This window comes from Peribacillus sp. FSL H8-0477, assembly GCF_038002765.1.
GTDB lineage: Bacteria > Bacillota > Bacilli > Bacillales > DSM-1321 > Peribacillus.
Genome location: NZ_JBBODE010000002.1, coordinates 625,141 through 648,146, shown reverse-complemented (window position 1 = coordinate 648,146; position 23,006 = coordinate 625,141). Strand labels below are relative to the sequence as shown.

Here is a 23,006-nt window from a genome sequence, read left to right as displayed (position 1 = left end):
AGATATGATATAGTTATATCTCAGGAGGGACAACAATGGCTAAATATTCTAGTAAAATAAATAAAATTCGTACTTTTGCCTTAAGTTTGATTTTTATCGGCTTTATTGTGATGTACGGCGGTATATTCTTTAAATCTCATCCAATAGTGATGACTATTTTCATGATACTGGGACTGCTTTTCATAGTTGCAAGCACAGTTGTTTATTTTTGGATTGGTATGCTGTCCACCAGGTCAGTACAAGTAATTTGCCCGAATTGCGGCAAACCAACAAAAATTCTTGGCCGTGTCGATATCTGTATGCATTGCGACGAGTCACTAACACTCGATAAAAATCTTGCAGGTAAAGATTTCGATGAAAAATATAACCGTAAAAAGATAAGTGATAAATAGGATAAATTAAAAAAAGTTCCTCCTGTAAAGGTGGAACTTTTTTAATGCACTTCTTTTGTTCCAGAACACTCAGCGCACTCACCATAAATTTCCATGCGGTGATGACTGACATTGAAGCCAGTTACTTGAGAAGCAAAGTGTTCAACTTCGTCCAAACCTGGATAGTGGAAATCAACAATCTTCCCGCAGTCTTGGCAAATAACATGATAATGATTAGTGGTAACAAAATCAAAACGTGCAGATGAATCACCATAAGTTAATTCTTTAACTAAGCCAATTTCACGAAACACTCGTAAATTATTATAAACAGTTGCCACGCTCATGTTGGGAAACGTACCTTCCAATGCCTTATAAATATCATCAGCTGTTGGATGCGACATGGAGTTAATTAAATACTCAAGTATCGCATGACGTTGAGGAGTGATTCTAACTCCAGTATCTTTTAATGAATGCAAGGCTTCCTTTAACATATCTTCGGACACCGTCATGCACCTCTTTTTCTCTTTAAGTATAAATTCTTAAATTATAATCTTTATAATTAGTGTAATGGGAAAACCATGTATTTGTCAATGTTTCACCTATCAAGATAGGTGAAATTAGTCTTAAAATCTCACCATTATCCTTTTATATGTTTTTTTTCCATTATCATACTCCACGTTAATATCCTTTTAAGGGGTCTACGGTGTTTTTGAGTTCTCTGTTTCCCTCTAAGTAATTGAACAGATTTTCTTTAAAAATCCCTAAAGCCCTAGGCAGATATTCGGTTGTTCGGCTAGAAATATGAGGAGTAATTGTTATATTCTCCATTGTCCAGTACACATGCGATTGATTTAGCGGTTCAGGTTCAAACACATCTAGGATAGCGTGTGCTAATTCTCCATTGTTCAGGGCTTCCACTAAAACATTTTCGTTAAAAAGGTCTCCACGGCCAATATTAATAAAGACACTGGTATTCTTCATTGCCTGAAACTGTTTTTTTGTAAACAGCCCCTTTGTTTCAGGAGTACTTGGTAAAACCGAAACTACATAATCAGATTGTTCGAGAGCCTCATTTAGTTTATCTAATTGATAAAGTGTATCGATATAGTTTACCGCAGTGCCGCTTCTATTTACTCCTAATGTTTTCATTCCAAATGCTTTCGATAACCGTGAAATTTCTCCTCCAATGGCCCCCGCACCAACAATCAATATCGTTTTACCATGCAGTTCTCCCATTTCTAATACTCGGTCCCACTTTTGATTTTGCTTATTAAGCATGATGTCCTTACTCTTTTTTTCATATTGAAGGATCATACCTAGTGTATATTCAGCCATTGGAATTTTATGAATCCCCTTTGCATTTGTTAGCAAAATCTCACGTGCAGCAATCGCCTTCAGCGGCATTTTTTCTAGGCCCGCAGAGATCACCATAATCCATTTTAAAGAAAGTGCCTTCTCAATATGATTTTCTGTGAGGTCCTCCCCGTAAGTAATTATGACATCTGCTACCTTTAGAAGTTCATCTTCCGTATCTACGCCATCTTGATAATAAAATGTAAGTTCTGGATACGTTTCGTGTAGGTCTGTTTGTAAGGCTTCAGGTAGAATGAGGGTTGTAAGGATTATCATTCGTTTATCCTCCGTTTCAATGTCATGGTTTGTAGAGATTAATAGTTCATAAAAAAAACGCGGCAATGAATCACCGCGTAAGCTAGTTTTGAGGAGGTATTCCTATACTTAAGCATATTCACTTTCAAAACAATTGGTTGGACAAAAGCCTTAACACTAGAAAAATAGGCCGTTAGATTAACTGGTCGGGGTTTAAGCCTTTTAGTTCAGGAAGGATAAATAAGCCATCTTTCCTAATTAATACGTCATCAAAATAAATCTCACCGCCGCCATATTCTTTACGTTGAATTAAGACCATATCCCAATGAACAGACGAACGATTCCCATTGTCCGCTTCTTCATATGCTTCTCCTGGTGTAAAGTGAAGACTGCCGCATATTTTTTCGTCAAAAAGGATATCGCCCATTGGTTCAGTAATCAACGGGTTAACTCCAAGTGCAAATTCACCAATATAGCGTGCCCCAGAATCCGTATCGAAAATTTCATTCATTTTATCGAGTTGATCTGAAAAAGCTTTCACGAGTTTCCCATCTTTAAAAGTGAGTGACACATTGTTAAATGTGGTTCCTTGATAAGGACATGGTGTATTAAACCTAATTACTCCATTAACACTATTTTTAATCGGAGCCGTAAATACTTCGCCGTCCGGAACGTTATTTTCTCCTGAACAGACCACGGCCGGGATTCCCTTAATTGAAAACTGGATATCTGTTTCAGGAGCTACAAGCCGAACTTTATCCGTACGCTCCATAAGTTCTTTCAGCGGCTGCATAGCTTGGTTCATTTTTTGATAATCAACCGAACTGACATCTAGTAAATAGTCTTCGAACCGGCTAAAGCTCATTCCCGCTTTTTGTGCAAGACCACGAGTTGGATAATTAAGAAGAACCCAACGACGGTTATTTACGTAGAAAAAGGTCGATTCCTTCATTGCCTGGCCGCGGAGTCTATGCTTATCCATAGGCACTTCTGCCATTTCAGCATCATTTTCCTCACCATAAGCAATAATAACGGCATCAATATCTCGGTATTTTTGCATAGCCCATTTCGCTGCTGTCTCTAATTGTTCTTTTTCATAGCCCAGTGCCAAATGCTTATCCAGTTCATCATCCAGTAATTCTATATACGGATAGGCTCCCAGTTGGTATACCTCATCTATGAGTTCCTTCATAAGCGGCTTAGCGTTATAATGGCCGCGAATTAAGACCCTCTCTTTTGTTTTTAACTTGACTGAATGATGAATTAACATTTTTGCTAAGTTAACAAGCCTAGTATCTCTCATAATACCCTCCGCTTACTGCTCTTTCCTCAAATATTCCAAAGCTTCCTCTACATGACCTTGGACTTTCACCTTACGCCATTCCTTTACGAGGTTTCCTTCTTTATTAATTAAAAATGTTGAACGTTCAATTCCCATATATTCCTTACCAAAATTCTTTTTTAATTTCCACACATCATATTGTTCAGCCGCTTCATGATCTTCGTCTGCAAGTAATAAAAACGGCAGGCCATGCTTTTCAATGAATTTTTCATGCCGGGAAATAGGATCTGGGCTGATACCTAAGATCACAGCATTTAATTCTTCAAACTTTTCATGCTGATCACGAAAATCACACGCTTCCGTTGTGCAGCCTGGTGTCATATCCTTTGGATAAAAATAGAGAATAATATTTTTTCCTTTAAAATCGGTTAACGATACTTCTTGTCCATTATTAGCGTGCAATGTAAATTCTGGAGCTTTCTCTCCAATTTGTAAACTCATCATACATCCTCCTCTTTCTTCTAGGTAAAGATTACCGAATCCATTAGATAAAAACAACTATCAGAGGTCTTTTCGATTCTTTTCCTCGTAATCAATGACTGTACGAATAACAAATGCGACTGGAAGTGTATATCCAATAAATGCCTGAACAGTAGCAATCATTCTTCCTATCCCAATAGGGCTGATATCACCATAACCTACAGAAAACATGGTCATCGCACTGAAATAAAAGGATGTTTCCATCTGTTGAAAGAAATCACCTGCCACACGATGCCCTCCATCTAGAATCACCATATGATTTCTCAATTCAAATAATAGATAAATCATTGCAAAGCCAATTAAGATAGTGGTATATAAATTCGTAGCCCATGCCAGGGTTTCTAGTGATAACCTTTTTTTATATATGGAAGATAAAAACAAAGTACGGACGCTCATAATCATACAAAGAATAATGGCAAGCATTAATAAATAAAAAATCATGTCCTTCCTCTTTTCCCATTCTGTCCTATATCTTATGTCTACTACCTATTCATTCTTTATATGAAAGAAAAAATTCCAGTCATTACTTTTCATCTATGCGCCGTAAGCACCATTCACCCAGATTGGGTTGACCAGTAAAATCATTTCATGCTATCATTACTTAAATTTTCAAACTTTTTTAATAATTTTATAATGTGGAAACAGGTTCCTCTGATACTCATATCAAAGGATTAAAAGGGAAGTCCGGTAAATTCCGGCACGGTCCCGCCACTGTAATTGGAAATTAACTAACATTTCCTTAAGTCAGGTTACCTGCCTGTTTCGACAACACTGTTTTTAACCTACGAAGGATAGGGAGGTGTTAGATAATGAGAAGACACAGGTATAACTGCATACCTTTCTTTAGGTATTTCTAACTCTTTCTAAAAGAGCTGGGAATGCCTTTTTTGTTTTTAAAATAGAAAAAGTCGGTTTATATCGTATAGGAGGAGAACAATATGAAAAGCTCAAATCTAGGATATCCGCGAATCGGAGAAAATCGAGAATGGAAAAAAGCACTGGAAGCATATTGGGCAGGAAGCCTAACAGAAAGTGACTTTCAAGAAAAAATGACCGAAATCCGCCTAGCCAATCTACAAAAACAAAAAGACCACGGCATTGAGTGGATACCCGTAAACGACTTTACCCTATATGATCAAATGCTGGATACAGCTGTGATGTTCGGTCTTGTCCCTAAAAGGTACTCTGACTATACAGGCGGTAAAGTACCTCTTTCCATTTATTATTCAATGGCCAGGGGTAATCAAAATGAAGTGGCAGCGGAGATGACAAAATGGTTCAATACAAACTATCACTATATTGTTCCAGAAATCGAAAACAGTCAGCTCAAACTGTTGGAAAACAAACCTCTGGCTGCCTATCGGGAAGCAAAGAAACAGCTGGGTATCGAAGGAAAACCGGTTCTAATAGGTCCTTATACTTTTATTAAGCTGTCCAAGGGCTACAATAAAAAAGACCTACCGTCCATTATTCTGCGTCTCCTGCCTTTATATAAACAAATTTTACAGGAGCTTGAACAGGAAGGGGTACAGTGGATACAAATCGATGAACCGATTCTTGTCACCTCTCTTGCTAAAGAAGAAATGAAAACAATTACCTATCTCTATGAACAATTACAACTAGCTGCCCCATCCTTACATATCTTGCTGCAAACCTACTTTGATAGAGCTGAATGGTATGAAGAGTTGATTAAACTCCCTGTTCAAGGAATTGGACTCGATTTTGTCTATGACAATGGACGTAATCTGCAAAGTCTCAAACAGTTCGGTTTCCCAAAAGATAAAATTCTCGGAGCTGGTGTGATTGATGGTCAAAATATTTGGCGGGCTGATTTACCAGCTAAAGTCGATCTACTTTCAACTATCAGCCGCTTTGTCTCTAAGGATAACCTTTGGATTCAACCTTCCAGCAGTCTGCTGCATGTTCCGGTTACAACAGATAACGAAACCCTGCTTACATCAGAAATCAAAGAAGCGATGTCCTTTGCCGATCAAAAATTACAAGAAATTTCCCTTCTTACTAAAGGATTAAATGAAGGAATCAATTCTGTCCGACTTCAGTTCGACGCTCAGCAGGCCGCTTTAGCCAAACTAGCAAATTCTGAGACTAGAAATAATTTCGTTGTTCAGGAACAAGCCGAAGCAGCACAGTCTAGAAGCTACAGCAGGAACCTCCCATTTAAAGAACGGTACCAAAAGCAACAAGCCATTTTTAAGCTTCCTCTTCTACCTACTACGACAATCGGTAGTTTTCCACAGACAGCCAAAGTCAAGAAGGCTCGAAGCCACTTTAAACGAAATGAATGGAATGCTTCTGAATATGAATCTTTCATAAACGAAGAAATCAAAAATTGGATACAGATTCAAGAAGATATTGGGCTTGATGTTTTTGTCCATGGGGAATTCGAGCGAACCGATATGGTTGAATATTTTGGAGAAAGATTGGGAGGCTTTGTCTTTTTAAAAAATGGCTGGGTTCAATCTTACGGTTCTCGCTGTGTGAAACCGCCAGTTATTTCAGGGGATGTAGACTTCCTAGAACCAATGACGGTTCGCGAAAGTGTTTACGCACAACAACTAACAGATAAACCCGTAAAAGGGATGCTGACTGGCCCTGCTACCATCCTAAACTGGTCGTTTGTACGTAACGATATTCCGAAAAAGGACGTTTGTTATCAACTAGGCTTAGCCTTACAAAAAGAAGTAATCGCCCTTGAAAGCGCCGGAATAACCATGATTCAAGTTGATGAACCTGCCCTTCGAGAAGGATTACCCCTGAAAGTCTGTGATAGACAAGATTATTTGGATTGGGCCGTATCTTCTTTTCTTATTACAACAGCAACTGTTCAAGATACCACCCAAATCCACACCCATATGTGCTATTGCGATTTTAATAGCTTTATGGATGTTGTTTCTTCACTTGATGCCGATGTTATATCCATTGAAACATCAAGGAGTCACGGTGAACTTGCCTCTGTCTTTGAAGAAAAAACCTATGAAAAAGGGATTGGCTTAGGCGTGTACGATATTCATAGTCCGAGAGTACCAAGTGTTGAGGAAATGGCCAAGATGATTGAGAAAGGGATACGTGTTCTAGATAAAAATCAATTCTGGGTAAATCCTGACTGCGGTCTTAAAACGAGGGGAATACCAGAAACTATCGCCTCACTTAAAAACATGGTTGAAGCTGCTAGAAAGGTTAGACAGCAGTGTGAAAATGTGACTGTATGATTAAAAATCAAGATATCCTAGCTGCTATCCCCATTCAGCAGTCACGAACGGTTTTAACAGACCTTGTCTTCCCAAATGATACGAATCATCACCATACGATATTTGGTGGTAAAGTAATGGCATACGTAGATAAAATTGCTTGTATTTCTGCTATGCGACATTGTCGAAAACCGGTTGTCACAGCTTCAAGCGATTCTTTTGATTTTTTAGCTCCTATTAAAACTGGTGAAGCAATCAACTTGGAAGCCTATGTAGTCTGTACGCATCGGACGTCAATGGATGTCATTGTGAAGGTTGAAAGAGAAAATTTATTAACGGGTGAACGCCAGCTTACTGCAAAGGCAAGACTGACGATGCTCGCGATAGGTGAGGATGGCAAACCAACCCGTGTTCCGGAAGTCATTCCTCATACGGAAGAAGAAAAACAACAATATCAAGAAGCGAATGAACGATACAGACTGCGTCATCATTGAAACAAAACAGGTTCAAGCTAGTTATCTAGCATGAGCCTGTTTTGTTTCCCAGCAAACTCTCCCCTCCAGGCTATCATCTCACCTTACTTTACAGTAAAATTGGTATACTGACCCGTGGTCTATTTATTTCTGAAAAAGAGAAAGGAGAATCAGAGAATGGAAAATTCAAAATCACTTAAGCAGATACTGCTCTCACAAATTGAAGTGATTGCTATGCATGAAGGATTCGACTTTTTATATGAAGAAGATGATGAAAATGAAGTGTTAGGCCAAATCATTGAAAGAGATGATGCCGGCTCCATTATGGACACGCCCTTAAGCTTTCAACTTTCTATTAATGAAGAAAGAGGAAATGGCACCATAATTTATTATCAACCTGAAGGAGAAGTCGCCCGAAAAAAATTCAATCTTGAAAGCACTGAAACAATTATTACCCTCTTAGGGTATGTACAGACTGCTTTACTAACTTTTAAAAAGAACAAGTAGCTGATACTATCCCGAGATAAAAGATAGGAATAATGCTATGATAATAGAGTCAATTTTTAGTTTGAGGAGGTATTTTTAAATGAAATTCACAAAATCTGAAGAGCTACATAAAGAAGCACTAGAACATATCGTCGGTGGGGTAAACAGTCCCTCACGGTCATATAAAGCAGTTGGCGGAGGTTCGCCTGTTGCTATGGAACGCGGAGAAGGAGCTTATTTCTGGGATGTTGACGGCAATAAATATATAGATTATCTTGCAGCATATGGTCCTATTATTACAGGACATGCTCATCCTCATATCACCGAAGCTATTACAAAGGCTGCTCAAACAGGTGTCCTTTACGGAACACCTACTAAGCATGAAGTTAAATTCGCCAAAATGCTCAAGGATGCTATGCCGAATATGGATAAGGTGCGTTTTACCAACTCGGGAACTGAATCGGTTATGACTACCATCCGAGTTGCTCGTGCTTATACTGGCCGCGATAAGGTACTTAAATTTGCAGGCTGTTATCACGGTCATTCAGATCTTGTATTAGTAGCTGCAGGATCTGGTCCAGCTACACTTGGAACTCCGGATTCTGCTGGTGTTCCAAAAAGCATAGCTCAAGAAGTGATAACCGTTCCTTTCAATGACATCGAGCCCTTTAAGGAAGCTCTCGCTAAGTGGGGAAATGAGATTGCCGGTGTTTTAGTTGAACCGATTGTTGGGAACTTTGGAATCGTCGAACCACTCCCAGGTTTCCTAGAAGAAGTGATTGAACTGTCACATGAAGCAGGTGCTCTTGTCATTTTTGATGAAGTGATTACCGCTTTCCGCTTCATGTACGGTGGTGCACAAGATTTATTAAAACTTAAACCTGATTTAACCGCGCTCGGCAAAATTATCGGCGGAGGTCTTCCTATCGGTGCCTACGGTGGTAAAAAAGAAATTATGGAAACAGTGGCTCCCCTTGGACCTGCTTATCAAGCTGGAACTATGGCCGGTAACCCCGCTTCCATCCTTTCTGGAATAGCTTGTTTAGAAGTTCTTCAACAAGAAGGCCTCTATGAGAACCTTGACCGCCTTGGAGCAATTCTCGAAGAAGGTATCCTGAATTCTGCTAAAGCACACGATATACCGATTACCATTAACCGACTTAAAGGCGCGTTGACTGTGTATTTTACAACAGAAACCGTTATTAATTACGAGCAAGCTGAAAATACCGATGGTGATCTGTTCGCGAAATTCTTCAAGCTGATGCTGAATGAAGGAATCAATTTAGCTCCGTCGAAATACGAGGCGTGGTTCCTAACGATTTCCCATACAGATGAAGATGTTGAACAAACACTGGATGCTGTTGAACGGTCGTTCCAAGCACTTTCTAATCAGCTGAAAAACGCATAAAAATACATTATATATTCATTCCCAGAAGAGATATTCTTCTGGGGTTTTTTATTATTTCTTATTAATTACCTCTTAATATCATCTATTTATCACACACCTTCCCTCTCTAAAATGCTGTATATTCAAATTGATTTCTGAATATTTAAATGATATTATGATGGTACTATTCTCATTTTTTGTAAATAACCCCTAAATCAAACACCGACACCACTAATTATTTTTTGATGTTTATAAACGTACTCTATTTTTAGAACTTGTTACGTCACTTAGGAGGTGAAAGGCAGCAATAAGGATCCATCCTTATAAAACGCCGAATAATATGAGCCAACCATGGAGTCCAAATCAATTTAAAGAGTTTTACCGTGAAGAGCATGATGCCTGCGGAATAATCGCGAGTATTGAAAAAAAGAAAATACCTTCGAATAAAAATATCTTTACTTGTATTGATGCATTAGTGAAAATGAACCATCGTACTGGCTTCATCAATGGTGAGGGTGATGGGGCTGGAATCCATATGGACATTCCTAAGACACTTTGGAAGAAAAAACTCAAAGATCATCAAATAGACAACAGCTCTGTAGACACCGACGGCTTTATAGTTGGTCATTTTTTTCTTAGCAGAAAAGTAACTGTATCAGATGTATTTATAGAAATTCGGACGAAATTACAGGAAAAAGGCCTGACCATCCTATTTGAAAGTGACCAATCTTATCATTCAAGCGCTCTCGGACCCATCGCAATTCAAGAAGACCCAATATTCTGGCAAATTTGCTGTACATCTGAATTATCACAGCAAGAATTGACGAATGCCCTTTTTGAATTAACGACTTCAATTGAAAGTAATTATGTTCACGTTGCTTCATTAAGTCAATTTCATGTCGTGTATAAAGTTATGGGAGCCGCTGATATCCTGCCGAATTATTTCACTGACCTGGCAGATCCTCTAGCTGCCTCTACCATGACGCTTGGCCACAACCGTTACTCTACTAATACGCTCTCTAGCTTTTTCCGTGTTCAGCCATTTAGTGTCCTAGGTCATAATGGTGAAATTAACACGATTGCTAAACTGCGTGATGAAGCGAAGATGATTGGAGTCCCTATCGCTAAGGAAGGCAGTGACTCTCAAGATTTAAACCGAACCATTGAAACATTTATTTGTCGTCATGGGTATTCATTATTTGAAGCAATCGACATCGTCTTCCCTCCAATCATTAATGAAATAAAGGTTTACCAGGAACATCTTCAGGACCTTTATACTTATTTAAGAGAAGCCTGGGGCCATTTTGCACAAGGACCAGCCGGTATCATTTCCCGCTTTGGCGATGAAGCTGTATTTTCTGTCGATTCACTCGGCCTGCGCCCGCTTTGGAACATAGAAACGGAAACTTCATATCTCTTTTCTTCTGAACCTGGAATTATTTCAAACTCTGAATATACTGGTGAGCCAAAACCCATTGGTCCTGGTGAAAAAATCGGTTTGAAATGGGCAGGAGATACGATCAAGGTTTTTGATTACAAAAAATATCAAGAAGAAGTTTATACTCGCTTCTCAAGTAGACTCCAGCTGGAATCTGACCGTTTCCGTTTACAGCCTCAAGCATTCAAAGATATTGAAAATGCAATGTCATCAGAACCCCTCCATAATGGACAATATAAAGCATTTGGCTGGGAAAGGGACCATATTCAATTTGTTGAACAAATGGCTGAAAAAGGTGCAGAGCCTATTCGTTCATTAGGTCATGATGCTCCTCTTGCTGCCTTAAACCCACAGCGCAAAAATATTGCTGACTACATTAAGGAAAGTGTTGCAGTCGTCACGAATCCAGCCATTGACCGTGATCGGGAAACAGAGCATTTTTCGACAAGAACAATTATTGGTAAACGCCCAGCTTTATTTGAAGCTGAAGATGCAGGTAACGTACTCGAGCTATTAAGTCCCGTTTTAATTGAAGGGAAAATTGGATTAGACTGCACAGCCGAACTTACACAGCCGAGTTATGAACAATTGGTGGAGCATTACGTTGATCAACAGCTTGCACATGTCCTGCCTGTAGTATTTACTGAGGACGAAACAATCCCCGAAGCACTAAAAAGGATAACAGACGAAGCTATTCAAGCGGTCGACAATGGAAAAACACTGCTGATTTTAGATGATGCACAAGCCCATCAAAATGGGAACCTATGGCTGGATCCACATCTTATTACATCCGCTGTTGATCTCGCTTTAGTTCATTCTGAAAAACGCCGGAATTGTTCCCTTCTTCTTCGATCTGCATCCATCCGGACTTTACATGATTTAATTATTGCCTATGGTTTTGGGGCAAATTTAATTAGTCCCTACTATATGTTCCGATCTTTATCAAATGAAACACTTGTACCAACCATTAACCTCTACAAGGCATTGTCAAAAGGACTTGAAAAAGTCATATCCACAATCGGTATTCATGAGCTGCGAGGCTATGGACGCTTATTTTCCAGCATCGGCCTGCACGAGGAAGTGTCCAGTCATTTAAATATCATTAATTTCTTTGGTTCAGACAACCTCAAGCATAATTTTGCTGCCATGAAGGATGACTCAATACAACGGGCAGTAGATTATGAGAATGAGAAAGAACGAGTCGGCAAAACCTTTCATCTCTTCCCAAGAATTTGGAAGGCAATCGGTGAGGTAGCATCCACTGGTGATTACTCGGCCTACCGTGAAAAAATTAGTGAACAGGAAGAAAGTAATCCAACGACAATTAGGCATCTAACGTCTTTAAAACTTGCTGAAACACCGCTCAATCCTGAAGCCGTAGATATTTCTATTGGTAACCACGACCTTCCATTTGTCATAGCATCGATGTCATTTGGTTCCCAAAATGAAATTGCCTTTAGATCCTATGCGGAAGCAGCTGAACGACTGAATATGGTGAGTATGAATGGTGAGGGCGGCGAAATTAAAGATATGCTTGGGAAATACCCGCGTACCCGCGGCCAGCAGATTGCATCAGGTCGATTTGGTGTGAATGCTGAACTATTAAACTCTTCAAATTTACTCGAAATTAAGATTGGCCAAGGCGCTAAGCCAGGAGAAGGCGGACATTTACCCGGTTCTAAAGTGACGGCCAAAATTGCCGAAGCCAGAAACGCAACAATTGGTTCTGATTTAATTTCACCATCTAATAATCATGATATCTATTCTATTGAAGACTTAGCTCAAATGATTCATGAATTGAAAACCGGCAATGATAAGGCAAGAGTTGCCGTTAAAGTTCCGGTCGTGCCGAATATTGGTACGATTGCAGTTGGAATTGCTAAAGCTGGTGCCGACATAATTACCCTTTCCGGCTTTGATGGCGGTACAGGAGCGGCACGGATTCACGCATTGCAGCATGTAGGTCTTCCGGTTGAAATTGGGGTGAAGGCTGCCCATAACGCTTTACTGGAAGCTGGCATTCGGCAAAATGTCGAAATCTGGGCAGACGGCGGATTAAAAAGCTCACTTGATGTATTAAAGGTTATGCTGCTGGGTGCGAATCGCGTAGGGTTTGGAACATTGTCCATGATTGCTGTCGGCTGTACAACATGCAGAGGCTGCCATCTTGATACATGTCATGTCGGGATTGCTACCCAAATTGAAACAGAGGCACAAGCAAAAGAGCACGGACTTCGCCGTTTTGTCCCGCGTAAATATGATTTAGCTGTTCAAGGGCTGACCAATCTCTTCACTGCTTTTGGAAAAGAACTTCAAGTATTAACAGCAGCTCTAGGGGTAAAGAATCTCCAAGAAATTGTTGGACGATCAGACTTACTTGAGCAGTCCATTGGAAAAGAACAAATGGACCTGACATTCTTATTGAAAACGCTGGACATCAGTCAAATGGGACATCGAGATACCAACTCTCTAGTAAATGCAGGAGCTATGCAAGCTGCCGTTGGAGCAGAGTATTTAGATTCCCATGTTGCTGAGCTGAATGAATCTCGAGAATACAGTTCAGTTACCTCGGAACAGCGGGTACTCGGAAGCCGTGTAGCCTGCTATCGTGTCCGAGGACGTCTAGACGGTTCTTATAAACTACTCAAACCCGTAAAGCTGTCCTATAATAATGGCTCCATTCCTGGAAATGGCCTTGGTGCTTATAATACCGAGGGGATTGATATTACGGTAAACGGCGGCGCACAGGATGGAATTGGAAAAACCTCTATTGGAGGAAATATTCTTATTTTTAAATCTCCAGGTAAGGACGGTTTATTCTATAATGGCTCAGTCGGTAAAGGGTTTGGCTATGGTGCGCAACATGGTTTGCTTGTTGCCCAAGGAGACGCAGATGCACGTGCTGGTATCCGCCTTTCCGGAGCAGATATGATTATCGGTGGACAGTTAAAACGCCCAATTGATGTAATTGAACACGGAAATCTTGCTGTACATGCCAATATTAAAGGTTTTGCATTCGAATATATGACCAATGGCCGAGGACTTGTCCTTGGTGATCCTGGTCCTTGGATTTGTGCGGGTATGACCGGTGGAGTTGTTTACTTAAGACAACAGCCCGATTCAGGCCTTACTCCTGCTGCTATTCAAAGAAGAATTGCGAATGGGGCTAATGTCTCCATTGAGCCCTTATCAACAACCGGTCTCAAGGATATTGCAGAACTATTAGGGAAATACGTGCAATTACTCAAAGAACAAGACCAAGCAGAAGAGGCTGCCTCACTCGAAGGATTATTACAAAATCCAGCCCATCATTTTCTTCAAATCGTACCTGTAAAAGAACAAGCGGATCCTTCTGTTTCTACAGAATAAACTTAGTAAAGAGCCGGTAAACTCACTTAGGGTTACCGGCTCTCACTATTTCTTGATTGATAAAAGGAAGTTTTCCTTGTAACCACTATTCAAATGTTTTATATTACTATTTTGTTTACTATTATCAGAAATAGTGTAAAGTACAAAGTATATTAGTAATATGACCCTAAATTCTGTAAAGACGAATAACCATTTATGAAAGGAATTATATATTTTATGAAGCTTGGTGCCCGCATCATTAAAACGGGAGTAGCAATTGTTTTAGCTCTTTACTTAGCAGAGCTGCTAAACCTTCCTTCTCCGGCTTTTGCAGGAATTGCAGCGATCTTTGCAATTCAGCCGACGATTCTTCGTTCGTATCACACCATGATTGAGCAGATTCAAGGAAATATCATTGGTGCCTTAGTAGCTGTTATCTTTGTCTTACTATTCGGTAACGATATCTTCATAATTGGATTAGCAGTTATTATCGTTATTACGATTAACCTTCGATTAAAAATGGATAAAACCATTGTACTCTCGATTGTTACTGTTATTGCCATTATGGAAAGCCAGCAAGGTGCATTCCTCACCTTTGCATTTATACGTTTTTCATCTGTTATGCTCGGAATCTTATCTTCATTTTTAGTCAACTTAATTTTCATACCGCCTAAATATGAAGCAAAGCTATACACACAGCTTTCTGATGTAACGGAAGATATTATTAAATGGATTCGAATCAGCAGTCGTCATGCCTCTGAACATACACTGTTAAAGAAAGATATCAGCCGAATCAAAGATGAATTATTAAGGCTTGAACAAATCTACTCGATGTACAAGGAAGAGCGAAGCTACCTTAAAAAGCACATCCAGCCTAAATCGCGTAAATTTGTTGTCTATCGGCAAATGATTGTCACAACTAAGAAAGCCTTTGAAACACTTAAGAGAATCCATAAATTTGAGAACGAAGTAAATCTCATGCCGGAAGAATTCCAGAGTCAGCTTCAGCATCATGTTGATCGTCTAATTCATAAACATGAGCAGCTTCTTTTAAAGCATATTGGTAAGATCAAGACCACTACTAGCTTTGAGGAATGGAATGGGGATTGTTTTAGCCGCCATGAATTATTAATGGTTTTCTTTGAACAGCAGCAAAAATTAGATCGGGAACACAGAGATATGTTTGCACGAACTGTCCCATTAATTTCCGCCATTAATGAATACGACGAACAGCTTGAACATTTAGAAAAACTGATTCATAGCTTTCAATCGTTTCATAAACAAGAAAACCATATTACCGTTGAAAATGAAGAATAATAGGAAAAGGCAGCTCCTGAATATAGGGAGCTGCCTTTTTTATTAATTATCAAGCTGTTGTACCTGATACAATCGGTAATAATGACCCTTTTGATTCATCAGTTCATTATGACTGCCAATTTCAGCGATTTCTCCGTTATCAATTAATACGATTCTATCTGCATGTGTAATCGTTGATAACCGATGAGCCACAATGAAAGTCGTTCTATCTTTAGCTAATATTTCAAGCGCCTCTTGAATTGAATGTTCACTTTCGAGATCGAGAGCCGATGTAGCTTCATCCATAACAAGTATGGGTGGATTTTTCAAAAATACGCGAGCAATAGCTACCCTTTGCTTTTGACCCCCAGATAGTTTCACACCACGTTCTCCCACTTTTGTCTCGTAGCCATCCGTCAGGTTCATGATAAAATCATGAGCATTTGCCGCTTTAGCAGCAGCAATCACTTCTTTTTCTGTTGCTTCAGGATTCCCCATTAAGATATTAGCTCTTACTGAGTCACTGAACAGAATGTTATCTTGCATGACCATTCCGATTTTGTCACGAAGACTTCGTACTTTAAAGGAACGGATATCTTGTCCGTCTAATAGAATTCTTCCCTTCGTAACATCGTAAAATCTGGGCAGTAAACTAATTAAGGACGACTTACCTCCGCCGCTCATACCTACTAACGCGATTGTCTCTCCTTGTTTAACCTCCAGTGAAATGTCTTTTAAAACAGGCATCTCATCTGTATCGTATGAGAATACCACATGATCAAACGTTATTTTACCCTCTACATGCTTCAATTCAGTTGCATTAGGCTCATCATCAATATCATATTTTTCATCAATAAATTCAAAAACCCTATCCATTGATGCAAGTGTTTGTGTCATTGTTGTTGATGAGTTTACCAGCCTGCGCAATGGATTATATAACCGATCAATAAAACCAATAAAGGCAACCATCGTTCCTAGAGTCATGTCTCCCTGAATAACTTGGTAACCCGCGAAGCCGATCACGACAAGCGGAGCGACATCAGTGATTGTATTCACGACAGCAAAGGACTTTGCATTCCAGCCTGTATGCTGCATCGCTTTATCAAGAAAATTCTTATTTTGTTTTGAAAATACCTCTAGCTCATGATCCTCAATAGCGAAGCTTTTAATTACGGGCATCCCTTGCACACGTTCTTGTAAATGACTTTGCAAATCTGCCAGTGCCTGGGACCTAACTCTTGTATATGTCCTAAGCTTGCCGAAAAAGTGCTTAATGGAAAATGCGTAAAAAGGAAGAAGAAGTAAGGATACAATCGTTAGTTTTACGTCCATTGTAAACATAATAGCTACTGCAATAACAATAGTTGCGATATCCAGCCAAAGATTCATCAGACCTGTTATGACAAAGTTCTTCGTTTGTTCAACATCCGTAATCACTCGCGAAATAACTTCTCCCGCTCTGGTATTAGCATAATATTTAAAGCTTAGCTTTTGAATATGGGTAAATAACTGATTGCGAATATCAAAAAGAATCTTTGTCCCTGTCCATTGCGCAAAGTATTGTCGATAATATTCAATTGGCGGACGAAGTACGACAAAGATGAAGAGCATAATACCCATTATCCAATATAATTTATCGATTTTCACGTTAGCAGACAACTGATCATTGCCGATAATGTCATCAACAATATACTTCGTCAGCAGCGGAATTAACAGTGGAATCGCAAATTTCAATAAACCAATCAAGATTGTTCCAGCAATCTGCCATTTATAAGGTTTTACAAATTGTAAATATCTCTTAACGCTGTCCACGATTTTCCTCCGATAGTATAATTAGTTCTTAAAACATTTAAAAAACCTGTTGTGTCAGCAACAGGTGTTGTTTATTTAACGATAAGTCAAAAATCTCTCATACCATGAATCGATAAATTCCGCCGAAAAAGGACCCTTTCGCTGGCGAATCATATAAATTAGGTAATCTACATTATACTTTAATATTTTATCGATTGCGTCGGGATAATTCATTTCCCTGCGATGTTTTTCATATTCATCCTCATCCAATAAATTAAACGTCATATCTGGAAACACCTTAATATCCAGGTCATAATCGATATATTTTAATGCCTCCGTATCACACGCAAACGGAGAACTAATATTACAATAATAATACACGCCATCTTCTCTCAGCATGCCGATTACGTTAAACCAGAATTGCGAGTGGAAGTAACAAATAGCAGGCTCTCTCGTGATCCATGTTCTACCATCTGATTCCGTTACCATTGTCCGATCATTGGCCGCAATAACTAAGTTTTGAGTCCCTTTTAAAACGGTGGTTTCTTCCCAAATTCGGTGGATATGACCGTTGTGTTTATAACTTTGGATTTGGATTCTTCCTCCTTCGGTGGGAATCCCCATAGTCTGCTTTCCCCTTCTTTCTTTCGACATGATACAAATCAATGTCTTATTCGATATTATTTTTGGTATATATTTTTTTCCATTTCCCTATATTCCTTTATTATAGCGATTTATTACTGAATTTAAAACTAAATAGGGTCAGACCCAAGTAAAAAAGTTCCAAAAAACTCCGAAATTCGAATAAAATCGTCAATTTCAACGCTTCCTATTCGGAATTATCTTCTCCCTTTTGTTTTGAGGCTGACCAATTTCTTATTTTTGCCTGCTGTTTTCAGAAAGAAGGCTCCTGACTTTCCTGATAATAGCGAATGACATCTTCTGTTTGCCGTTCAAATATATCTTGAATACTCGAAAGTTCTTTTTTCATTCGCTGCACTTCTTCACCAATGGACTGGATTTGTTTAAGTTCCTGCAGTGCATATAACTGCTGTTCAATTTCTTGACACTTTTCAATTTCAGACTGCAGAAGCAAGAGTTTATCCATAGTCTTAAGCTGTTCACTAATCAGCCGATCAAATTCTTCCATTCCCCGCACCTCACAAACATTTTTTTCCTCTTAGCTATGTATTCTTTTATTCATCAGAATTTCCTTTAAGAGATATTGTAGAGTGAATAGAACCTTTGTCGAAGGATGAATGGAACAGCAAAAAGGACATCCTGTAAAAGGATGCCCTTTCAACCATTCAGTTTATGACTGGCCTTTATTTGATTCAGCTTGTTGGTTTTGTTTTTTTACTTTTTGAACATCAGTCTGACTTGCAAATTCAGTGCCATATTGCCCTTGGCTTGATTGACTTGAATTTGATGCTTGTTGATTTTGGCTTCTTACTTCCTGAGCGTTTGTTTGACTTGCAAACTCAGTACCATATTGGCCTGCATTTTGTTTTTTTACTTGTTCAATATCAGTACCTGATTTTGTTTTCTTAGCCATTTGAAATCACCTCCACGCTAGTTAAGATTACCTGAAGTGTGAAAACATATGCTTTTTATTTTTGTTAAATATTGGTACAAACTAAACCAACAGTGAAATTCCACCATCAACAATTAGTGTTTGACCGCGAATCATACTGGATTCGTCAGATAATAAGAACATGATTGTATTAACCATATCTTCCACTTCAACCATTCGCCCTGCTGGAGTTTGTAAAGCCGCTTCAGCCAGCATTTCTTCACGATTAGGGAAGGATTTTAGGGCATCCGTATCAATCACTCCACCGGACACAGCATTTACACAAATATTCATCTTCGAAAGCTCCACAGCTAAGTAACGAGTTAACGCTTCGAGAGCAGCCTTAGAAACTCCAACGGCTGTATAGTTTTCAAGATATCGAATCGATCCCAAAGAACTAATCCCAACTATTTTACCGCCGCCATTTCGTTCCATCAGCTTAGCTGCTTCTTGAGCACAAAATAAAAATGCCTTGCCGTTAATATCCATCGTCCAGTCCCAATGTGATTCTTCAAGCTCCATTAAAGGACGCTGGACTCCAGAAGCTGCATTATTCACTAATACATCCAATCTTCCATACACTTCATCAATTTGCTCAAACATAGCTTTTATTTTGGTCACATCACCCACATTTGCCTTGACCACGAGGGCTTTTCTCCCAAGTGCTTCAATTTCTGCAGCCACCTCTAACGCTTTCGTTTTGCTTCGTGCATAATTAATGACTAAATCATAGCCTTCTTCTGCCAGCTTGATTGCCGTCCTTTTACCAAGCCCTTTAGAGCTTCCCGTTACTAATGCAACTTTTTGTTCCATGTTTATTCATCCTTTCATAGTGGAAAACCAAGTATAAAGAATCGATTATTGTAAAAAATAAGAAAAAAGAAATGGAGTGGTACGTATGTATGTAGGACGTGATATGACGGAATTATCCATGATGCCTAAATCAGATTGGGATAAAAGTGAGCTCGCTTACTTTCATCATTCCCTCCAACAAATGGTACCCTATTTGAATCAAGAAGGACAGAGCATTCATAAAGAAATCATTAAAGAAATTGAAAACCGTGGAGGGCTAGAACGACAAGAAGCAGATTACACCCATGGCACAGTTGTAAGCAGTGATTAAATAAGTAAGAGCTGGTGACTGTCGATTCATCGACAGTCTTTTTTACTGAAGACCCTCCAGATACAATATCAGTCCTTTAGGAGGCCTGGTTTGAAACTTTTTAACAACTCCAAGCAAGCCTGATTTTCTCCTATCCAGATACACTATTCCGCACATAAAAGTGCTTGAAGCGCACATAGTTTAGCCATTTCCGCACACAAATGAACCCGAAGCGCACATAAACTCTCTCATTCCGCACACTTTTCTCTTTGTTCCGCACAAAACAAAGTTGATATGGTAAAACACTTTAGCTTCTTCGGGGTCGTTTGTCTGTATGGACACTAAAAAAAGATAAAACCTCACAAAAGGCTTTATCTTTTTTCTAAATATGCTTTTAGCATTTTTTGATGTGATACAGGAAAGGCTAGTTCATCAAGTTCTACCGTATTGACCCACTTATAGTGATTTTCAACTAATTTACTTTCATCCATTTCCGCATCAATCACCCCAGCAAAGGTGTCGACATTCCAAACAAGATGAGAAAAAACGTGATCAATTTTGGTAATATGTTGTTGAATGACTGGATTTACCCCAAGCAAGGCTTTGAATTCTGCCTGGAAAAATTCTCGCTTTGGAAGCAATGATGTATGAATTTCAAAATTAGGAAATTCCCATAGATTAGCTAACAGACCTTCACTCGGACGTTTATGGATAAGGTATTCGCCCTTCTCATTAGTGATAATAGCTGATACCAGTGGAATAGTACGGCTTTTCTTCACTTTAATCTTAATGGGCAATTCAGTCTGAACACCTTCTGCAAATGCCTGACAATGCTGCTGTACAGGACATAATAAACACGCTGGATTACTTGGCTTACATATTAATGCCCCTAACTCCATTAAAGCTTGATTAAAGAATGAAGGATTACCATGATCAATCAACTCACGAACCGCCGCTTCAAAAACTTTACGAGTCTTCGGCTTAGCGATATCTTCTTTAATTAATAAAATTCTCGACAGCACCCTCATCACATTACCATCCACAGCTGGCTCAGGTTTTCCATAAGCTATGCTTAAAATGGCCCCGGCAGTATAAGGACCTACCCCTTTTAATTTTGCTATTTCTTCTGGCGTATCAGGAACCTCTCCATTATAAGCTGCTCTCACCTCTCGGGCTGCAGTCTGGAGATTACGAACCCGTGAATAATACCCTAACCCTTCCCACGCCTTTAAAATTCGTTCTTCTTCTGCATCTGCAAACTCCTCAAGAGTAGGAAACCACTCCATAAACCGATTATAAAAAGGAATAACCGTATCAACACGAGTCTGCTGAAGCATAATTTCTGAAACCCAAACTCGATAAGGATCTTTATTCTTCCGCCAAGGTAAATCACGCTGTTCACGCTCAAACCAAGATATCAAATCGTTCTGAAATTCAGCTATATTTATATTTTTTGCATAAAAAAACTCAAGATCATTCACATTTTTGCCTCCAAGAAGTTAAACTAACCACATAATAGGGAATAATAAAGAAAAGCGGAAGCACCCGTTTTACTCACAAAGGAAATAGGGAGAGGACCAAAAGGCGTTCTCTGCCTTTTGAGGACTCTCATCTTTTCCACAGTGAGCTGGGCTGCTGCAGCTAGACAATAAAGAAAAGCGGAAGCGCCTTGGTCTGCTCCGACAGGCATAAGATCTAGCCTCGGAGCAGGACGTTCTTTCCTGCAGAGAGGATGGGCTTATGACCCGAGGAGCAAGGCGCTGCAGCTGGACAATAAGAAAAGCGGAAGCGCCCGTTTTGCTCACAAAGGAAATAGGGAGAGGACCAAAAGGCGTTCTCTGCCTTTTGAGGACTCTCATCTTTTCCACAGTGAGCTTGGCTGCTGTAGCTAGAATAAAGAAAAGCGGAAGCCGCCCGTTTAGAAGTATGGTGAATTACTGTTTCCTTAATAAGTGGGATCGCAGTAAGTGATATATTTTTAGTGTATTTGTATTAAGTGTAATTCAAGGACAAAATAATTCATAATAATTTAATTTGGTTTGTTTTTCATAGTGCGATATGATTAATGTTGAAACATGTTGAATTCTGCTAGATAAGGGGGTTATTTCTTTTTGGATACTGGCACTCACTTTGTTATGGGAATTGCACTTGGAGGGCTTGCTGCCATAGACCCTGTTATCTCAGATAGTTCGGTTACTGCACAGGCAGTGATGCTGGGAACCATTCTCGGATCACAAGCGCCCGATATTGATACAATTCTTAAATTAAAAAATAATGCTGTTTATATACGTAATCATCGAGGAATTACTCATTCCATTCCGGCTGTATTACTTTGGCCGCTTCTAATTTCTGGTTTCATTTTTGTTTTATTTCCAGAATCAAATCTGCTCCATCTTTGGCTATGGACATTTCTTGCTGTCTTTCTCCATGTTTTTGTGGATATATTTAACGCATATGGAACGCAGGCATTGAGACCCATTTCTTCTCGTTGGGTGGCTCTAGGGGTCATTAATACCTTTGATCCCTTTATCTTTGGCATTCATGTTGCCGGATTAACATTATGGGGCTTTGGATTCCCGCCCACTTACACATTTTTGACCATGTATTTGTTTATTTTTATTTATTATATTGCGCGTTTCCGAGAACAGGCTCTTGTTAAACGAGCTGTCCGGCAGCAAATTCCTGACGCACGGAAGATTACTCTTTCACCGACGATGCGGTATCATCGATGGAGAATTGCTGTAACAAGTGAAAAGAACTATTACGTAGCCGTTTCAGAAAATGGCTATGTGACTATTCTCGATACATTCGATCGTATTCCATTGCCTGAAAGCGAGATTCTTCATGCTGCTAAGGCCGATATTAACTTGGCTGCTTTTCTGTCATTTTCACCAGTATACCGTTGGGAAATAGAAATGCTTGAGGATTATGTTGAAGTTCGTTTTATCGATTTGCGCTATCGTAGTAATGGATTTTATCCGTTTGTTGCTGTGGTTCATCTTGACCGTAATGATTTAAGTATCAAAAACTCATTTACAGGCTGGATTTTCAGTGAAGCGAAACTGCGAAAAAAACTTAATTTGATTCCATTTTAATGGGCTG

General features: G+C 39.3%; 20 protein-coding genes and 1 riboswitch. Of the genes, 9 read left to right on the top strand and 11 right to left on the bottom strand.

Annotation, left to right across the window (positions count from 1 at the left end; all coding sequences use genetic code 11):
• Window positions 1–35 precede the first annotated feature (35 nt).
• On the top strand, window positions 36–392 hold the full coding sequence (locus MHI18_RS14825; protein ID WP_040376082.1) for a YgzB family protein: 357 nt from the start codon (window positions 36–38) through the stop codon (window positions 390–392).
• Between the two features lie 41 nt (window positions 393–433).
• Here MHI18_RS14825 and perR read toward each other — a convergent pair whose 3' ends face one another.
• The 5 genes from perR to MHI18_RS14800 all read right to left on the bottom strand — a co-directional run bounded on the left by perR (window position 434) and on the right by MHI18_RS14800 (window position 4,242).
• Complete coding sequence (gene perR / locus MHI18_RS14820) at window positions 434–880, bottom strand: peroxide-responsive transcriptional repressor PerR (protein WP_445669999.1); 447 nt, start codon at window positions 878–880, stop codon at window positions 434–436.
• A 169-nt stretch (window positions 881–1,049) separates the two neighbouring features.
• Entirely contained in the window at window positions 1,050–2,000 is a 951-nt protein-coding gene (locus MHI18_RS14815) for a D-2-hydroxyacid dehydrogenase (protein ID WP_340848457.1), read from the bottom strand.
• 172 nt (window positions 2,001–2,172) lie between these two features.
• Entirely contained in the window at window positions 2,173–3,282 is a 1,110-nt protein-coding gene (locus MHI18_RS14810) for an aminopeptidase (RefSeq protein ID WP_340848455.1), read from the bottom strand.
• A gap of 12 nt (window positions 3,283–3,294) precedes the next feature.
• On the bottom strand, window positions 3,295–3,762 hold the full coding sequence (gene bcp / locus MHI18_RS14805; protein WP_340848453.1) for a thioredoxin-dependent thiol peroxidase: 468 nt from the start codon (window positions 3,760–3,762) through the stop codon (window positions 3,295–3,297).
• A gap of 60 nt (window positions 3,763–3,822) precedes the next feature.
• A complete protein-coding gene (locus MHI18_RS14800; protein ID WP_340848452.1) occupies window positions 3,823–4,242 on the bottom strand; it encodes an ion channel in 420 nt (139 codons plus the stop codon).
• A gap of 185 nt (window positions 4,243–4,427) precedes the next feature.
• A riboswitch (cobalamin riboswitch) is annotated at window positions 4,428–4,576 on the top strand.
• Between the two features lie 163 nt (window positions 4,577–4,739).
• On the opposite strand from MHI18_RS14800, the gene metE reads away from it, so the two are divergent.
• The 6 genes from metE to MHI18_RS14770 all read left to right on the top strand — a co-directional run bounded on the left by metE (window position 4,740) and on the right by MHI18_RS14770 (window position 15,459).
• Entirely contained in the window at window positions 4,740–7,031 is a 2,292-nt protein-coding gene (gene metE, locus MHI18_RS14795) for a 5-methyltetrahydropteroyltriglutamate--homocysteine S-methyltransferase (RefSeq protein WP_340848450.1), read from the top strand.
• Window positions 7,028–7,504 (top strand): acyl-CoA thioesterase, encoded by a 477-nt coding sequence (locus MHI18_RS14790; RefSeq protein ID WP_340848448.1) that lies wholly within the window; start codon window positions 7,028–7,030, stop codon window positions 7,502–7,504. The genes metE and MHI18_RS14790 overlap by 4 nt, the downstream gene beginning before the upstream one ends.
• A gap of 156 nt (window positions 7,505–7,660) precedes the next feature.
• On the top strand, window positions 7,661–7,990 hold the full coding sequence (locus MHI18_RS14785; RefSeq protein ID WP_340848446.1) for a hypothetical protein: 330 nt from the start codon (window positions 7,661–7,663) through the stop codon (window positions 7,988–7,990).
• A gap of 79 nt (window positions 7,991–8,069) precedes the next feature.
• Entirely contained in the window at window positions 8,070–9,377 is a 1,308-nt protein-coding gene (locus MHI18_RS14780) for a glutamate-1-semialdehyde 2,1-aminomutase (RefSeq protein WP_340848444.1), read from the top strand.
• Window positions 9,378–9,696: 319 nt separating this feature from the next.
• Window positions 9,697–14,163 carry a glutamate synthase-related protein gene (locus tag MHI18_RS14775; RefSeq protein ID WP_340848442.1) on the top strand — a complete coding sequence of 1,489 codons (4,467 nt, stop codon included), beginning with the start codon at window positions 9,697–9,699 and terminating at the stop codon, window positions 14,161–14,163.
• A 195-nt stretch (window positions 14,164–14,358) separates the two neighbouring features.
• On the top strand, window positions 14,359–15,459 hold the full coding sequence (locus MHI18_RS14770; protein WP_340848440.1) for an FUSC family protein: 1,101 nt from the start codon (window positions 14,359–14,361) through the stop codon (window positions 15,457–15,459).
• Between the two features lie 42 nt (window positions 15,460–15,501).
• On the opposite strand, the gene MHI18_RS14765 is transcribed toward MHI18_RS14770, so the two are convergent.
• The 5 genes from MHI18_RS14765 to fabL form a co-directional block, all read right to left on the bottom strand.
• Window positions 15,502–17,250 carry an ABC transporter ATP-binding protein gene (locus tag MHI18_RS14765; RefSeq protein ID WP_340848439.1) on the bottom strand — a complete coding sequence of 583 codons (1,749 nt, stop codon included), beginning with the start codon at window positions 17,248–17,250 and terminating at the stop codon, window positions 15,502–15,504.
• Between the two features lie 75 nt (window positions 17,251–17,325).
• Entirely contained in the window at window positions 17,326–17,853 is a 528-nt protein-coding gene (gene ntdP / locus MHI18_RS14760) for a nucleoside tri-diphosphate phosphatase (protein WP_040376095.1), read from the bottom strand.
• Window positions 17,854–18,124: 271 nt separating this feature from the next.
• Complete coding sequence (locus MHI18_RS14755) at window positions 18,125–18,379, bottom strand: YgaB family protein (protein ID WP_340848436.1); 255 nt, start codon at window positions 18,377–18,379, stop codon at window positions 18,125–18,127.
• A 162-nt stretch (window positions 18,380–18,541) separates the two neighbouring features.
• Window positions 18,542–18,784, bottom strand: a complete 243-nt coding sequence (locus tag MHI18_RS14750; protein ID WP_340848434.1) for a gamma-type small acid-soluble spore protein — start codon at window positions 18,782–18,784, stop codon at window positions 18,542–18,544.
• A gap of 81 nt (window positions 18,785–18,865) precedes the next feature.
• Window positions 18,866–19,615, bottom strand: a complete 750-nt coding sequence (fabL, locus tag MHI18_RS14745; protein WP_340848432.1) for an enoyl-[acyl-carrier-protein] reductase FabL — start codon at window positions 19,613–19,615, stop codon at window positions 18,866–18,868.
• A gap of 85 nt (window positions 19,616–19,700) precedes the next feature.
• Here fabL and MHI18_RS14740 point away from each other — a divergent pair, with 85 nt between their 5' ends.
• The gene (locus MHI18_RS14740) at window positions 19,701–19,925 is read left to right on the top strand and encodes a hypothetical protein (RefSeq protein ID WP_340848430.1); all 225 of its coding nucleotides are present in this window, start codon (window positions 19,701–19,703) and stop codon (window positions 19,923–19,925) included.
• A 350-nt stretch (window positions 19,926–20,275) separates the two neighbouring features.
• Here MHI18_RS14740 and mutY read toward each other — a convergent pair whose 3' ends face one another.
• On the bottom strand, window positions 20,276–21,385 hold the full coding sequence (gene mutY, locus MHI18_RS14735; RefSeq protein ID WP_340848428.1) for an A/G-specific adenine glycosylase: 1,110 nt from the start codon (window positions 21,383–21,385) through the stop codon (window positions 20,276–20,278).
• A 630-nt stretch (window positions 21,386–22,015) separates the two neighbouring features.
• On the opposite strand from mutY, the gene MHI18_RS14730 reads away from it, so the two are divergent.
• Window positions 22,016–22,999, top strand: a complete 984-nt coding sequence (locus MHI18_RS14730) for a metal-dependent hydrolase (protein ID WP_340848426.1) — start codon at window positions 22,016–22,018, stop codon at window positions 22,997–22,999.
• Window positions 23,000–23,006 lie beyond the last annotated feature (7 nt).

Excerpts from the sequence above, each read along its gene's own strand:
- MHI18_RS14825 (WP_040376082.1), top strand. The coding sequence starts at position 36 with ATGGCTAAATATTCTAGTAAAATAAATAAAATTCGTACTTTTGCCTTA.
- perR (WP_445669999.1), bottom strand. The coding sequence starts at position 880 with ATGACGGTGTCCGAAGATATGTTAAAGGAAGCCTTGCATTCATTAAAA.
- MHI18_RS14815 (WP_340848457.1), bottom strand. The coding sequence starts at position 2,000 with ATGATAATCCTTACAACCCTCATTCTACCTGAAGCCTTACAAACAGAC.
- MHI18_RS14810 (WP_340848455.1), bottom strand. The coding sequence starts at position 3,282 with ATGAGAGATACTAGGCTTGTTAACTTAGCAAAAATGTTAATTCATCAT.
- bcp (WP_340848453.1), bottom strand. The coding sequence starts at position 3,762 with ATGAGTTTACAAATTGGAGAGAAAGCTCCAGAATTTACATTGCACGCT.
- MHI18_RS14800 (WP_340848452.1), bottom strand. The coding sequence starts at position 4,242 with ATGATTTTTTATTTATTAATGCTTGCCATTATTCTTTGTATGATTATG.
- metE (WP_340848450.1), top strand. The coding sequence starts at position 4,740 with ATGAAAAGCTCAAATCTAGGATATCCGCGAATCGGAGAAAATCGAGAA.
- MHI18_RS14790 (WP_340848448.1), top strand. The coding sequence starts at position 7,028 with ATGATTAAAAATCAAGATATCCTAGCTGCTATCCCCATTCAGCAGTCA.
- MHI18_RS14785 (WP_340848446.1), top strand. The coding sequence starts at position 7,661 with ATGGAAAATTCAAAATCACTTAAGCAGATACTGCTCTCACAAATTGAA.
- MHI18_RS14780 (WP_340848444.1), top strand. The coding sequence starts at position 8,070 with ATGAAATTCACAAAATCTGAAGAGCTACATAAAGAAGCACTAGAACAT.
- MHI18_RS14775 (WP_340848442.1), top strand. The coding sequence starts at position 9,697 with ATGAGCCAACCATGGAGTCCAAATCAATTTAAAGAGTTTTACCGTGAA.
- MHI18_RS14770 (WP_340848440.1), top strand. The coding sequence starts at position 14,359 with ATGAAAGGAATTATATATTTTATGAAGCTTGGTGCCCGCATCATTAAA.
- ntdP (WP_040376095.1), bottom strand. The coding sequence starts at position 17,853 with ATGGGGATTCCCACCGAAGGAGGAAGAATCCAAATCCAAAGTTATAAA.
- MHI18_RS14755 (WP_340848436.1), bottom strand. The coding sequence starts at position 18,379 with ATGGAAGAATTTGATCGGCTGATTAGTGAACAGCTTAAGACTATGGAT.
- MHI18_RS14750 (WP_340848434.1), bottom strand. The coding sequence starts at position 18,784 with ATGGCTAAGAAAACAAAATCAGGTACTGATATTGAACAAGTAAAAAAA.
- fabL (WP_340848432.1), bottom strand. The coding sequence starts at position 19,615 with ATGGAACAAAAAGTTGCATTAGTAACGGGAAGCTCTAAAGGGCTTGGT.
- MHI18_RS14740 (WP_340848430.1), top strand. The coding sequence starts at position 19,701 with ATGTATGTAGGACGTGATATGACGGAATTATCCATGATGCCTAAATCA.